Here is a 13,993-nt window from a genome sequence, read left to right on the forward strand (position 1 = left end):
TCCTCCGTCCTACTGAATGTTTGATTATCTAAGTACGATAAGCCGCATTAATGCGGACATAATCATAAGTTAAATCACAGCCCCAGGCCGTAGCCGAGCCATTTCCGATATGCAGCTTCACGTCAATATCCACGGTGTCTCCCTGAAGGTAAACCAGAGCCGCATCCTCGTCAAAAGCAACGGGTCTTGACTGCTCCAGCACCGAAATCGGGCCTATGGCAATATCGACCGTCTCCGGATTAACCAGACGGCCCGCACGGCCGACAGCCGCAATAATGCGTCCCCAGTTGGCATCTGCGCCGAATACGGCGGATTTGACCAGGCTGGAGCCAATGATCGTCTTGGCAATCGCTTGCGCGTCATCATCGCTTTCAGCACCGTCCACGCGAACCTCGATCAGGCGGGAAGCTCCCTCTCCGTCACGCGCGATCGCCTTCGCCAGCTGCTGGCAAACATAATGGAAGCCAGCTGCGAATGCATCCCAATCCGGGTGCTCCGGCGAAAGCATGTCGTGCCCCGCTATGCCGCTAGCCATCGCTACCAGCATATCGTTGGTGCTTGTATCGCCATCCACCGTAATCATATTAAAGGTCAGATTGGTCGTTTGGCGCAGCAGCAGCTGCAGCGCTTCCTGACCAATGACCGCATCTGTCGTCATAAATCCGAGCATGGTCGCCATGTTCGGATGAATCATCCCCGACCCCTTCGCTGTTCCGGCGATAGTCACCTTCGTACCGTTAACTTGAACGGTCACGCAGGCTTCTTTTTTCACGAGATCGGTTGTCAAAATCGCTTGGCTGAAGCTCTCAGCCCCTTCGCTTCCGCCGCTGAGTCGTGCAGGCAGGCCGGCGATCCCCGAAGAAACGCGGTCCATCTTCAACAGTTCCCCGATGACTCCCGTTGAGGCGACGGCCACATCGTTCTCATCCAGGCCGAATTGCGCAGCCGTATTAGCACGCATCGTGTAAGCATCCTCTTCACCCTGCTTACCCGTACAGGCATTGGCATTCCCGCTGTTCACGACAATCGCACGAAGCTTGCCGTCCTGCAGGCTTTCACGCGTCACCTTCAGCGGTGCCGCTTGAAACAGATTCGTCGTATATACAGCTGCCGCCACGGCAGGTACGTCACATACAATGACGCCCAGATCGTTACGGTCGGTCTTCTTAAGTCCACAGTGGAGTCCGGCAGCCTTGAAGCCTTGCGGCGTTACGATGCTGCCCCCGTCAATAATCGCAAACATATTCTCTCCCATGTCTGTATCCCCAGCCGCTTACGGATAAATCGGCGTAAACGTAAGTCCGAGGCTCTCCTCCCATCCCATCATCAAATTCAGGTTCTGGATTGCCTGACCGGCCGCACCCTTCACCACATTGTCAATGACCGATATAATGGTCACTCTGTTCGTACGCGCATCCACCGCGAATCCGATGTCGCAGTAATTGGACCCGCTGACTTCTTTTGTCGCAGGCCATACGCCCAAGTCCCGGATTCTCACAAACTTGCGATCCTTGAAATACTGGCGATACAGTTCAATGAAATCCTCTTCCGTGTATGGACCATTCAGCGTGGCATACATGGTGGTCATGATTCCCCGCGTCATCGGCACCAAATGGGTGGTAAAGGTAACGGTAATCGGTTCGCCCGCTACCTGAGTCAATACCTGCTCAACCTCGGGAATATGCTGGTGTTTATTCACCTTATAGGCTTTGAAGTTCTCATTGATCTCGGCATAATGCGTCATCAAACTCGTTCCCCGGCCTGCACCGGACACACCGGATTTGGCATCGATAATAAGGGAAGAGGCATCAATCCATCCCGCGCTGATAGCCGGAATCAGCCCGAGCAGCGTCGCTGTCGGATAGCAGCCCGGATTGGAGATGAAATCGACATCGCGGACCTCTTCGCCAAACACTTCGCATAGACCGTATACGGCTTTCTCTAATAGTTCCGCACTCGGAGCCGTATGCTTATACCACTGTTCATACGCTGCCCCGTCTTTTAAGCGAAAATCTCCCGACAGATCAATGACCTTCAGGCCTGCATCCAGCAGCTCCGGCACCAGCTTGGCACTGACCCCCGAAGGCGTGGCCGCGAACACGAGGTCTGCCACCTCAGCGATTTCCGCTGGGTTAACACCATCCAGGTTCTGGGTCATGATATTTGTCAAATGCGGAAAACCGTCCGTGATCGGTACCCCTGCAGTTGAGGACGAGATTACCGATGTAATCTCAACGCGCGGGTGTGCTTGCAGCAGCCGGATCAGTTCCACGCCACCATAGCCGGTAGATCCTACAATAGCTACTTTTACTATGTTTGTGTCCGTCATTTCTCCTCATCCCTCTCCCCAAGGAACAGCTGAAGGACCTTATGCAAGGTCCCATTCATCCATCCTTCATCTGTACTCCATGCTCATCCGTTTCCTTCACCCGATCGATCACGCTGCGCTGATGCTATCCTCATCATATGATGGGTTATCAAAAACCACGCGTGTCTACTGGTGCTTCTTGATATCTTTTTTGCTTCAAGAAGCAGTCAAGCTGGTGATGATCTTCTTCGGAGTTTTTTGTCTCCTGCGTTAGCACACGCTTTATTCCTAGGTATTCATTGACTTTATCCGTCTCATAAATATGTATTATTATACGACTGTATTCATATAAATACAATGGATTATTCAAATTTGATCCCATTGCAAATGAATTCCAATCGCCTTCCAATGCTAAAGAGATTCATATTCATCTTTTAGAATGGAATATAATTTGAGGTCCCAATGTCGCCCTTTGGTCTTAATCCCCTTCCTCAACGTCCCCTCATAGGACATGCCGATCTTCTCCATCACACGCTGCGAGCCGATATTCCCTTCTATGCAACGCGCTTGGATGCGCACAAGATCCATTTCACCAAATCCGAGTTTCAATAGAGCAGAAGCAGCTTCCGTCATGAGACCTTGTCCCCAACAATCCCGCGCAAGTACATATCCAATCTCGGCACTCTGCTGTTCGGGCTTCCACCATACGAAATCCACCGTCCCGACCAGACGTCCGCTTTCCTTCAGCTCGATCCCCCAAGGGGCAATATCATGCTTGGCATACTGGACCAGTATAAACTGGATAAATTTCTTACTGTCGTTGATCGAGCGGTGAGTTTCCCATGTTACGTACTTGGCAACCTCATCATCAGAGGCATAGGCATACATCTGGTCCGCATCCTGCATCGATATTCTGCGAAGCCTCAGTCGCTCGGTTTCCAGCACCGGCAAATTAGCAAAGATCCGTTCGATTTCCATAATCTCCTACCCCCTGAACAATATTAGATACCATTATATGCTCTTTGCTAGAAAAATAAAGGAAAATTCAAGGTTATCGGTTTGGCTCCCACCGAAAAGTCGATCCCATTTGGAAAAACGTCTATCGACGCACTTCACAGACGACAGACCGCGTGTAGAGGAAGTTCTGCTTGCAACTCAACGAACGGTTCAGCTTCGCTGAAAACTTATACATTCTAAAGTCCACAAAAAAAGAGACGGTGATATACACCGTCTCTCCGAGTGCCGAAAACCTCTCGACACAGCTTTTATTGTTTTACGCCTTAATATTGCGGAAGCCCTCACCCAATACCTCATGGGCATTGCTAATGATGACAAACGCATTCGGGTCCACCGATTGTACCACCGTTTTTAGACGGGGAATTTCACTCTGCCCGACGACGACCATCAGAACCGTTCGGTGTTCACCCGTATAGCCTCCCTCTGCGGTCAGCTTGGTTAAACCACGGTCGAGATCCTCGAGAATGGCCTTGGTTATCGGCTCCGTATGATCGGATATAATGTAAGCCACCTTGGTGAAGCTAAAGCCCAGCTCAATCGCATCAATCACTTTGCCTGTCACGTACAGTCCAATGAGTGCGTACAACGCCTGCTCCAGCGACAGCACGAGGGCTGCCGAAGAGATCACAATCGCATCCAAGAGCACGACGCAAAGGGAGAAGCTGAGGCCGCTGTATTTTTGCAGGAGCTGAGCCACGATGGTCAATCCACCGGTTGAACCCCTGCCGCGATAGACCAGCCCCATGCCGATCCCGACGCCGATCCCGCCATAGATGGAAGCCAAGAGGGGATTGGAGGTTGGAATGGGCCAGTCCTTGGTCAAAAATACGAACAATGGCAAAACCACGCTTCCCAGCAGGGAACGAATGCCGTAGTCACGTCCTAGCAGCCAGAAGCCGAGCACAAACAAGGGGATATTCAGCGCCCACTGCGTAAAAGCCGGTTCAATGCCGAGCCATGCTTGCGCAAGAACGGACAATCCGGACACACCGCCTGAGGCGATGTGGTTGGGCAAGAAAAACAGATTAAATGACAGCGCCATAATAAAGGAGCCGATGATGATAAAAACGGTGTCCACCGTCTGCCTGAGGGGACCGTTGATCGGAATCAGGGGTTCTCTTTTTCTTTTGTTAATCGATGGATTACCAGCGGATTGCGCCATAGCTCTTCGAATCTCTCCTCAGCGTCTTACTCGACTTCCTGCTTGATCTGGCTGCGCAAATATCCATCGATAAAAGCATCCAGATCCCCGTCCATGACGGCTCCTATATTACCGGTCTCCACCTGTGTACGATGGTCTTTCACCATGCTGTACGGATGGAATACATACGAGCGGATCTGGCTGCCCCATGCGATGTCGGACTGCTCGCCGCGGATTTCCGCTAATTCCTTTTGCTGCTCTTCGATCTTGCGCTCATAGAGCTTGGAACGAAGCATGGTCATCGCGCGCTCACGGTTCTTAATCTGGGACCGTTCATTCTGACAGGTTACGACCACACCCGTTGGCAAGTGAGTAATCCGTACGGCCGAGTCCGTCGTATTGATATGCTGACCACCGGCGCCGCTCGCACGATAAGTATCAATCTTCAGGTCCTCCGTGCGGATATCCAGTTCAATCTCATCGTTAATCTCCGGAACGACGTCACAGGACACAAATGAGGTATGTCGACGGCCGGAAGAATCGAATGGGGAGATCCGAACCAGGCGATGTACGCCTTTTTCAGCCTTTAAATACCCGTAAGCATTGTAGCCCTTAATGAGCAGCGTCACGCTTTTGATTCCCGCTTCATCCCCAGGCAAATAATCCAGTGTCTCTACCTTGAAGCCGCGTTTCTCCGCCCAACGCGTATACATGCGATGCAGCATTTGGCCCCAGTCCTGCGACTCGGTACCCCCCGCGCCCGGATGCAGCTCAAGGATGGCATTCATTTTATCGTAAGGCTGGTTCAACAGCAGTTGGAGTTCAAACTCTTCCACACGCCCAACCAGGTCCTTGATCGTCTCTCCAATTTCTCCCGCAAGGGAGTCATCGCCTTCTTCATCCGCGAGCTCGATCATCACAACGGCATCGTCGTAATCCGCTTGCAGCTTCAGATATTGATCCACGGATGACTTCACGGCATTCATCTCGGCAATGAGCGCCTGAGCTTTCTCATTGTCGTCCCAGAAATCCGGGGCTGCCATCTTCTCTTCAAAGTTCTCAATCATCTCCTGCTTTAAACTTAAGTCAAAGAGACCCCCTAAGATTGGTTAGTTTCTTGCTAATTTCACGCAGGTCCTGCTTCACACTTGGATCGATCATGAGTCCTCGTCCTTTCTTATCTTCATGTAATAATTTCAGTATACCCTCTCCTGTATGAAAAACGTTCCATTTCAAGAGAAAATCCATGCCACATCGCTTCACACCATGTTTGCTGTTTATTCAGATAAACTCCCTTAAGCGCAGCAGTGATTCCGGATCACGGTGGAATAGACCACAATCACCCGGTTCATCTGCCGCTCTTAAGGGAGTTAAATAGTTCCGCGCCCATATTCTGGACGGGCTTATAAGAATCACCGAATTCGTCGGTTTTAGCAAAACTGAACAAATTCGATCATCGCAAGAAAATGATCCTCTACACGCGGTCCGACTGCTGTAAAAGCGCGTCGATGGATGCTTTTCTTAATATTATATTCATCGCCAATAGGCCGTATCGCTTATGCGTTCTGTCCATGGCAGTGCTTATATTTCTTGCCGCTGCCGCAAGGGCATGCATCATTCCGGCCGATCTGTTCAGCCACTTGGACCGGACGCTTCTCGGCAGGTTCGCTGCTGCTGTTCGTGGAGACTTTGTTCTCGTCCACAACGGCTTGACGCTCCTGATTCGTCGCGATTTGGGCCTTCATGATGTACGTCGCCACTTCTTCCTGGATCGTCGCAATCATGGCATTAAACATTTCGAAGCCTTCGAATTGGTATTCGCGAAGCGGATCGGTACCGCCGTAAGCACGAAGGTGAATACCTTGACGCAATTGGTCCATTGCATCGATATGATCCATCCACTTACTGTCCACCGCACGCAGCACGATAACCTTCTCGAACTCGCGAACCATTTCTTCGCCGATGGCTTGCTCACGCTCTTCGTACTTCTTCATCACGCGATCGAAGATGTACTCGGTAAGCTCTTCTGCTTCTTTACCCCACAGATCTTCGCGGGTAACGGCACCCTCGTCCAGCAGCTTGCTGTTGACGTAGTCTGCCACTTCTTGCAGTTCCCAGTTCTCCGGAATGTCATCGCTGCAGTGAGCCTGAACAACGCGATCAATGACCGGCTTAATCATCTCTACAACGATTTGCTTAATGTCTTGGGACTCCAAGATCTCGCGGCGCTGTTTGTAGATGATCTCACGTTGCTGGTTCATGACGTCATCATATTGGAGAACGACTTTACGCATGTCGAAGTTATTGCCTTCTACCCGCTTCTGCGCGGATTCAACCGCACGGGTAATCATTTTGCTCTCAATCGGCTGGTCTTCTTCAAAACCAAGACGCTCCATCATGTTCAGCACGTTGTCCGTACCAAAACGTTTCATCAGCTCATCGCCGAGGGACAGATAGAACTGAGTCGACCCCGGGTCACCCTGACGACCGGCACGACCACGCAGCTGGTTATCGATCCGGCGCGATTCGTGGCGTTCCGTACCGATAATGTGAAGCCCGCCAATATCCTGTACGCCTTCACCAAGCAAAATATCCGTACCGCGTCCCGCCATGTTCGTCGCGATCGTTACCGATCCCGGCTGACCGGCGCGGGAGATGATTTCCGCTTCCTCCGCATGGTACTTCGCATTCAGAACTTTATGCTGGACGCCTTTGCGCTTCAGCATTTCCGATAAACGCTCGGAGTTCTCGATGGAAACCGTACCCACCAGAATAGGCTGGTTCTTTTTGTGACGTTCCACGATCTCAGCTACAACCGCCTTAAACTTGCCCTCTTCGCTCTTGTATACCACATCCGGCATGTCGATACGCTGATTCGGTTTATTCGTAGGAATTTGCAGCACTTCAAGACCATAAATCTTCTTGAATTCTTCTTCCTCGGTTTTCGCCGTACCAGTCATACCTGCCAGCTTGCGATACATCCGGAAGTAGTTCTGGAAGGTGATCGTTGCAAGAGTCATGCTCTCGTTCTGAACCTCGATGCCTTCCTTCGCTTCAATCGCCTGATGGAGACCGTCGCTATAGCGGCGTCCAGCCATCAGACGTCCCGTGAATTCGTCAACGATGACCACTTCATCGTCGGTAACAACGTAATCCACATCGCGGCGCATGATCACGTTCGCTTTCAGCGCTTGTACAATGTGGTGGTTCAAGGTTACGTGGTTATGGTCATACAGGTTGTCGATGCCGAAGGAACGCTCCGCCAGCGCCACACCTTTTTCAGTTAAGGCCACGGATTTGACTTTAATGTCTACCGTATAATCCTCTTCCGCAGTCAGACGCTTCACGAAACGGTCAGCGGCAAAATACAGCTCGGTCGATTTCTGAGCTTGACCCGAGATGATGAGCGGCGTACGCGCTTCGTCAACCAGGATGGAGTCCACTTCATCAATGATACAGAAATAGAGTGGACGTTGAACCATCTGCTCTTTGTAGAGAACCATGTTGTCCCGCAGATAGTCAAAGCCGAACTCATTGTTCGTACCGTACGTAATATCGCAAGCATATGCCTGCTGTTTATCCGGGTGTTCCATACCGCTCAGGTTAACCCCGACCGTCATTCCCAGGAAATTATATATTTGCGCCATCTCTTGGCTGTCACGCTGCGCTAGATAATCATTGACCGTTACAACGTGAACACCTTTGCCAAGCAGGGCATTTAAGTAAACCGGCAGCGTACCTACAAGGGTCTTACCTTCACCGGTCTTCATCTCTGCAATTCTGCCTTCGTGGAGGGCCATTCCTCCGATCAGCTGCACGTCATAGTGACGCTTGCCGAGTGTCCGTCTGGAAGCTTCACGAACTGTCGCAAACGCTTCAGGAAGCAATTCCTCCAGCGTCTCACCTTTCTCGATCCGCGCACGGAACTCTTCGGTTTTGGATTGCAGCTGCTCATCGGAGAGCTTCTCAAAATCCGGTTCCAGTTTGTTGATTACATCGACCGTCTTCATGAGACGTTTGACATCACGCTCGTTGGTGTCGCCGAATATCTTTTTGACAAGTCCTAGCATGGTTAACCCCTTTCGTGCAAAACAAGTGATAGAATCAACTTCATTAAATGCCAAAGGGTTAAATGATGAAATCGATTCATTGATTCCTTATGATGGTCCCATTTCATGCAGGCTAAAAAGCCCGTCCCATAAAATGAGGGTTTGCATAAATTGTAACAGTTTGTAAGGGATGCCGCAACAATATGTGCTATCACAAGAGATGTCTGTTACATGAAGCCCTACTCTATAAGACGCGGGAAGGCTCAAAAAAGTTGCGTGGAGCATTTACCCAGTCATAACCAATGGAAGTATATTCATTTCATAAATGAAACTCTACATCTAAGTGGGTGCCAAATATTCATCTCTCATTGTCCGAAAACAACAAAGACTCCGCCCTAGAACTATCGCTGAATCGTGGCTAACCGAACGTTAATCCTCTTATATAGGAAGTCCTTAAGACGTTGTACCTGAAGCTGTTTAAGAAACGGCCCTGAGGCCCCCTAAGAGAGCCATCTCATTAAAATAATTGGTTGCACTATTCAGCACACTCCGATGGGCTTACCATCAAATGCCAGCGCCTTTACGATGCCTATCGCATCGAAAACGTATATATCCAAATAAAGAGCCCCACCCGCTTACACGGATGAAGGCTCATCTTACATTTCAATTTCATTTCAACGTTTAAAATTTAAAATTCGATCAGGTCCAACTGCCTCTACATTCCGTTTGGAATGCCGTTTAAAAACTTAGTCCCGCTCGATCAATCCGTACTTGCCGTCATCACGCTTGTAAACGACATTTACTTCTTGTGTGTCAATGTTGGAAAATACGAAGAAATTATGGCCTACCATGTTCATCTGCAGGATCGCTTCTTCCACGTCCATCGGCTTCATGGTAAAACGTTTCGTACGGACAACCTCGTAATTGTCCTCGTCATACTCGACTTGCTCTGCCTCCATCTGACTGGTTGCCGCTGCTCCGTTCGCCGCAATAAGCGTCTTCAGTCCGCCCTCTTGCTTGATCTTACGGTTCAGCTTGGTTTTGTGCTTGCGAATCTGACGTTCCAACTTGTCCACAACAGCGTCAATGGAAGCGTACATATCGTCGCTTCGGTCTTCCGCACGCAGTACCACGCCTGTGAGCGGAATGGTCACTTCCACTGTGTGCAATCCTCGAATGACATTCAGTGTGACATATCCTTCGGAGGTGGGGGGTGCATCAAAATACTTATCTAGCCTGCTGAGTTTCTTGTCAACATAGTCTTTCAAAGCATCGGTCACTTCAATTTGTTGACCTCGGATAGTGAATTGCATTGGGCACTCCTCCTTTGCACCTTCATTATAGCATTTTGTTAAGGCTATGTAAAAAGTCAGAATTGTGAATTTTGGCACAATATTTTAAAGGGGTCGGCGCACAGAAAAAAGACTCCGGACGAACCGGAGTCTTGGGCTAGCGAATCTCGAACTGTTAATCATCTATACCGTTTATGTAGGTCGGCTGTGCCGGGATGATTATAATTTGATTACGTTAGCTGCTTGCGGGCCACGAGCGCCTTCAACGATCTCGAATTCTACGGATTGTCCTTCTTCCAGAGTCTTGAAGCCCTCGGATTGGATCGCGGAGAAATGTACGAATACGTCGCCGCCGTCCTCAGTCTCGATGAAGCCATAACCTTTCTCTGCGTTGAACCATTTCACTTTACCTTGCATGCACTAACATTCCCTTCATTGTCAAATAAAGTGTGACACTAATTGTCCACATTTCCGACTATAGCACCCGACTTATCCAGTGTCAATTACCAAGAAAAAGGTTTTCTTTTGCAGAAAACCGGGAAAAATGTCGACTTGGCTTCACGACTGAGTTGGCGGGTGAAAATAGTCTTCGGACAAAATAGGTTTAGGGTTATTTACCCGGTAAAAAATATTATGAACCATGTTCCTTCAGAAAAAATCTTCTTAATTATACAAACAGATTCTCAAGCAGCCAAAATGAAGCCATACAAAAAAGCTCTCGGCAACGCCATCTGCGTCGCCAAGAGCATAAGTTATTTTAAACATCAGTCGTCTTAATGGGCACCCGGATCATAGGGCGGGGTTTCCGGTACACTTGTCCCCGTATCATAAGAATTCACTTCAAACGTAATAATCTTATCATAGAATACATAATCCTTACGATTTACAAACGGCCCTTTATTATTATTGTATTTATTGATACCATACATAGCTGTTCCAACGCCGTTGGCACGTTCTTCATACCAGTTAATGAAGGCATTCACCTCCGTCATGGATAAGTCGTACTCTCTATCGATGCCATTTAAAAGGATAAGACGAAGCAAGGCCCGCTCTCCTTCTTGACCATCACCAGGACCGGGAGGATTTACTGCTCTTGTGGTTTTAAAGATACCAGGAATTTCTTGCTCGATACTCACTTTACCTTAGTGTAGGTATCATATAGTAACTCCTCTTTCATAAGCCTCTTCTTTAACCCACTTTGAATCGGGGTAAAGACTATTTATTTTTTGAAGAAGCTCACGACTCGTTTTTGCATCCATATCACTATAGATTCTCCATTGTTCATATAAAACATTAAAATCCAATTTTATTTTTTCTGCTTTCTTGAAATAAAACAGAGCATCTTCCATTGCACCTAGTTTTCTGAGAGAGTTAGCTGCGACCATATATATTTTTCGGTTAATCTGTTGATCGCTGGTTTCAACCAACACATCAAGCGCTAACGCATCGAAACCGTACAATTGCAAACATTCTGCAATAATTAATTTCAATTCCGGCTGATCTGTCGCATTAATTAATATATCTATAAATTCGTATTTTTGCAGTTGAATAATATCTGTAACGAGTTGTTTCCATATAACTAGAATAGAACGATTAACTGGAATTTCGCTAACTTTCTTAGTATCCACTAAATTTTTGAACCATTTCAATTCTTTTGATGATAGTGATAAATCAAAGTGATCCAATAAACCAGAATTCTCAGTTGCCATCGCCAAAAATAATAGATTGGAATTGACTTGCGGATCTTTTTCAACAGACTGCTCCTTGTTGCTTAAGAAATCCGAAATTGCTTCTTCATACTTACCAGCCACAATATAATAGAAAGTAGAAACCGGATAAACGACGTCCATCCCGAAATAAATCAAAAACTCATTTAGTAAAGGACTTCTTTGTTGGTACAGGTAGCTTATAAATTGAATGTATCTTTCTGGTGAAAATGGCCAAATCGAACTAATTGTTTGAAATATCTCGCTATTTTTTGCGTTTGGATAAATAGATAGGAATATATCAAAAATCGCCAATGTATCCGGCGAAGCTTTGGCTGCTTGAACAATATACTTTAAGGCTTCTTCATGATTTTCCAAAGCTAGACTAATCTCTGCCAATTTAGCTTGAGCCATATAAGAGCCTGTCCCATCATAGTGTTGGACTAACTTATATGCATTCTCTTCCCCGATCTCTAGACATTGTTCAAAACATTTTTGTGCATCCTTGATCAATCCCCATTCCATAAATACAAGGCCCATTTGATACCAGAAATCCGGAACGTCTTCATAAAGAACGACAGCATCTTTACCAACTTTTATAGCTTCTTGAAATTGCCCCAACGCCTGCAAACACTTCATAATATCCAAAACTACTTTTTGAGAAAAAGCATATTGGGTACCTAAAGAGTAGGACTTTTTCAAGGCAATCAAAGCATCATGGTGCTTCTCTTCCAAAATATACTGCATACCCAAATTATAGTAATTGAACGCTGTTGGTTTCGTTTTGATTTCTTTTAGTAAAATTTTCAAATTCCTCTGAGCTTTTTGTTTAGTTTTGACGAGATGTGTTTTATACCCTTCGTGAAAAATCTCCATAGAAGATAAAAATCCATAACGTTCAATATCGAAATCAGAAGGAACCTGCTCATGCAATGCTCCCCTATAACGTATATCTGAAGAGTTTCTGAATAATCTAATAAATTGGTGAGATAGGTATAATCCCGATCCCAAATCATTCTTTATTCGAATATAATAGAAGTCTTTATTCAACTGTTGAAGAAGATCGTTTTGAGGAAAACGAAGTATTTCATCTGCATCCAACTGAAGAATATACTCCGATGATGCAAACTCTATCGCAAAGTTTCTTGCTGCCGAGAAATCATCAATCCATTTGAAATCAAATACTTTATCGGTATATCTTTTTGCTATATCTTTAGTTTTATCTGACGAACCTGTATCCACAATGATTATCTCATCAACAATACCTCGAACGCTTTCAAGGCATCGTTCCAAATAGCTTTCTTCATTCTTGACAATCATGCATAACGAAACCGAATTATGATTCATTGGTCCAATTCCTTTCTTAGTGCAGGAGCCTTCGCAATCTTTCTTTTGCCTGCGTGTAACCGTCCCTGCTGCTTAATTGATAATGATGGACTGCTTTTTTAAGTTGACCAGTTAATTCATAGAATAGAGCTAAATTATAATGAGCCTTAAATGAGCCAACTCCTTTGACAGTTTCATATTTAATGCTTGATGCTTCACCCATTTCGGTGCATTTTTTAAATACATCTGGTATTTCTTTGAACGCATGTATGTTTCTTGATTCAATAAGTCCTACACCATACATAAAATATAAATCGGTATAATCAGGGTATAAATCAATAGCCAACTTATAATATTCCGATAAAGCGTTAAATTTCTGCAGGGGGATACAACAATATCCCATTGTCAATAAGGCTGAACTCAGGAAATTTCTCCTTGAACTTTGAAGTTCGGTTTCGATACATTTATTTAAAAAATGCTCTGCTTGAACATAATCTTTCATGACATAAAAAGTTCTTCCTATCTGAAATTGAATATAGCTTGGATCAGGGTGTTCTGAAAGTTCACTCAGTAATAATGCCAAATTGCGCTCGTATTTATTTTTCTTCGTCATTTGTAATGCCGAATAACCCAAATGATTTACTTTAATTTGAGAATCGACTGCGAGTTGAATTGGTTTCCCTAAAAAAGTTAATTGCTCATGTATCTTTCCTGTATATCGATAACGCTCATCCCTTGGAAAAATGCGGACAATTGTTGTAGAAGAAGTATCTCCAGACATCGTTTCATTTAATATTGTGATTGTTCCGGCGGAACCAGGATTTCCTTCTATTTTTTCACACAGACGCTGAAGTGCTTCTGTATTGCCTTCAATGATCATCTCATCCGCATCCATAACCAATATAAAGCGCTGCGTTGCCATTTCAATGGAGTAATTTCTCATTTCAGAGAAATTATCATTCCATTCCTTCTTAAATACTTTTGCTCCCAGATTTTCAGCCAACACAGGAGTTTGGTCTGTTGAACCCGTGTCTACTACGACGATCTCTTGCACAAACGGTTTAGCTGAAAGAACTGCCTGTTCGATAAATTCTGATTCATTTTTCACAATCATGCAAAGCGATAATCCAGCAGTAACCATATACCCTCCAGAA

The 13,993-nt window shown here is 46.4% G+C and carries 11 protein-coding genes; all 11 read right to left on the reverse strand.

The genetic code is table 11. The features are described from left to right. Nucleotides 1-28 precede the first annotated feature (28 nt). Complete coding sequence (gene argJ, locus M4D81_RS32725) at nucleotides 29-1,255, reverse strand: bifunctional glutamate N-acetyltransferase/amino-acid acetyltransferase ArgJ (protein WP_260069443.1); 1,227 nt, start codon at nucleotides 1,253-1,255, stop codon at nucleotides 29-31. Between the two features lie 18 nt (nucleotides 1,256-1,273). After that, the gene (argC, locus tag M4D81_RS32730) at nucleotides 1,274-2,329 is read right to left on the reverse strand and encodes an N-acetyl-gamma-glutamyl-phosphate reductase (protein ID WP_260069444.1); all 1,056 of its coding nucleotides are present in this window, start codon (nucleotides 2,327-2,329) and stop codon (nucleotides 1,274-1,276) included. A 390-nt stretch (nucleotides 2,330-2,719) separates the two neighbouring features. Then, nucleotides 2,720-3,286, reverse strand: a complete 567-nt coding sequence (locus tag M4D81_RS32735) for a GNAT family N-acetyltransferase (RefSeq protein WP_260069445.1) — start codon at nucleotides 3,284-3,286, stop codon at nucleotides 2,720-2,722. A gap of 295 nt (nucleotides 3,287-3,581) precedes the next feature. Next, nucleotides 3,582-4,487 carry a YitT family protein gene (locus tag M4D81_RS32740; protein WP_071219787.1) on the reverse strand — a complete coding sequence of 302 codons (906 nt, stop codon included), beginning with the start codon at nucleotides 4,485-4,487 and terminating at the stop codon, nucleotides 3,582-3,584. A 26-nt stretch (nucleotides 4,488-4,513) separates the two neighbouring features. Continuing rightward, a protein-coding gene (gene prfB, locus M4D81_RS32745) for a peptide chain release factor 2 (RefSeq protein WP_100540916.1) occupies nucleotides 4,514-5,627 on the reverse strand; the annotation gives its coding sequence in 2 pieces (ribosomal slippage) (nucleotides 4,514-5,554 and nucleotides 5,556-5,627; 1,113 coding nt in all). Between the two features lie 395 nt (nucleotides 5,628-6,022). After that, on the reverse strand, nucleotides 6,023-8,536 hold the full coding sequence (secA, locus tag M4D81_RS32750) for a preprotein translocase subunit SecA (RefSeq protein ID WP_071219788.1): 2,514 nt from the start codon (nucleotides 8,534-8,536) through the stop codon (nucleotides 6,023-6,025). Between the two features lie 725 nt (nucleotides 8,537-9,261). Beyond that, entirely contained in the window at nucleotides 9,262-9,828 is a 567-nt protein-coding gene (hpf, locus tag M4D81_RS32755; RefSeq protein WP_071219789.1) for a ribosome hibernation-promoting factor, HPF/YfiA family, read from the reverse strand. A gap of 198 nt (nucleotides 9,829-10,026) precedes the next feature. Beyond that, the gene (locus M4D81_RS32760; protein ID WP_009594275.1) at nucleotides 10,027-10,224 is read right to left on the reverse strand and encodes a cold shock domain-containing protein; all 198 of its coding nucleotides are present in this window, start codon (nucleotides 10,222-10,224) and stop codon (nucleotides 10,027-10,029) included. 356 nt (nucleotides 10,225-10,580) lie between these two features. Next, nucleotides 10,581-10,943, reverse strand: coding sequence for a hypothetical protein (locus M4D81_RS32765; RefSeq protein ID WP_162487560.1), 363 nt, complete (start codon nucleotides 10,941-10,943; stop codon nucleotides 10,581-10,583). A gap of 18 nt (nucleotides 10,944-10,961) precedes the next feature. Then, entirely contained in the window at nucleotides 10,962-12,860 is a 1,899-nt protein-coding gene (locus tag M4D81_RS32770; protein WP_071219792.1) for a glycosyltransferase, read from the reverse strand. 16 nt (nucleotides 12,861-12,876) lie between these two features. Then, complete coding sequence (locus tag M4D81_RS32775) at nucleotides 12,877-13,980, reverse strand: glycosyltransferase family 2 protein (RefSeq protein ID WP_071219793.1); 1,104 nt, start codon at nucleotides 13,978-13,980, stop codon at nucleotides 12,877-12,879. Nucleotides 13,981-13,993: the final 13 nt, after the last annotated feature.

Source organism: Paenibacillus sp. p3-SID867, from assembly GCF_025142895.1.
Lineage (GTDB): Bacteria > Bacillota > Bacilli > Paenibacillales > Paenibacillaceae > Paenibacillus_AQ.

Bases quoted from the DNA above. Each gene is read 5' to 3' on its own strand.
- argJ (WP_260069443.1), bottom strand. From the start codon at position 1,255: ATGGGAGAGAATATGTTTGCGATTATTGACGGGGGCAGCATCGTAACG.
- argC (WP_260069444.1), bottom strand. From the start codon at position 2,329: ATGACGGACACAAACATAGTAAAAGTAGCTATTGTAGGATCTACCGGC.
- M4D81_RS32735 (WP_260069445.1), bottom strand. From the start codon at position 3,286: ATGGAAATCGAACGGATCTTTGCTAATTTGCCGGTGCTGGAAACCGAG.
- M4D81_RS32740 (WP_071219787.1), bottom strand. From the start codon at position 4,487: ATGGCGCAATCCGCTGGTAATCCATCGATTAACAAAAGAAAAAGAGAA.
- secA (WP_071219788.1), bottom strand. From the start codon at position 8,536: ATGCTAGGACTTGTCAAAAAGATATTCGGCGACACCAACGAGCGTGAT.
- hpf (WP_071219789.1), bottom strand. From the start codon at position 9,828: ATGCAATTCACTATCCGAGGTCAACAAATTGAAGTGACCGATGCTTTG.
- M4D81_RS32760 (WP_009594275.1), bottom strand. From the start codon at position 10,224: ATGCAAGGTAAAGTGAAATGGTTCAACGCAGAGAAAGGTTATGGCTTC.
- M4D81_RS32770 (WP_071219792.1), bottom strand. From the start codon at position 12,860: ATGAATCATAATTCGGTTTCGTTATGCATGATTGTCAAGAATGAAGAA.
- M4D81_RS32775 (WP_071219793.1), bottom strand. From the start codon at position 13,980: ATGGTTACTGCTGGATTATCGCTTTGCATGATTGTGAAAAATGAATCA.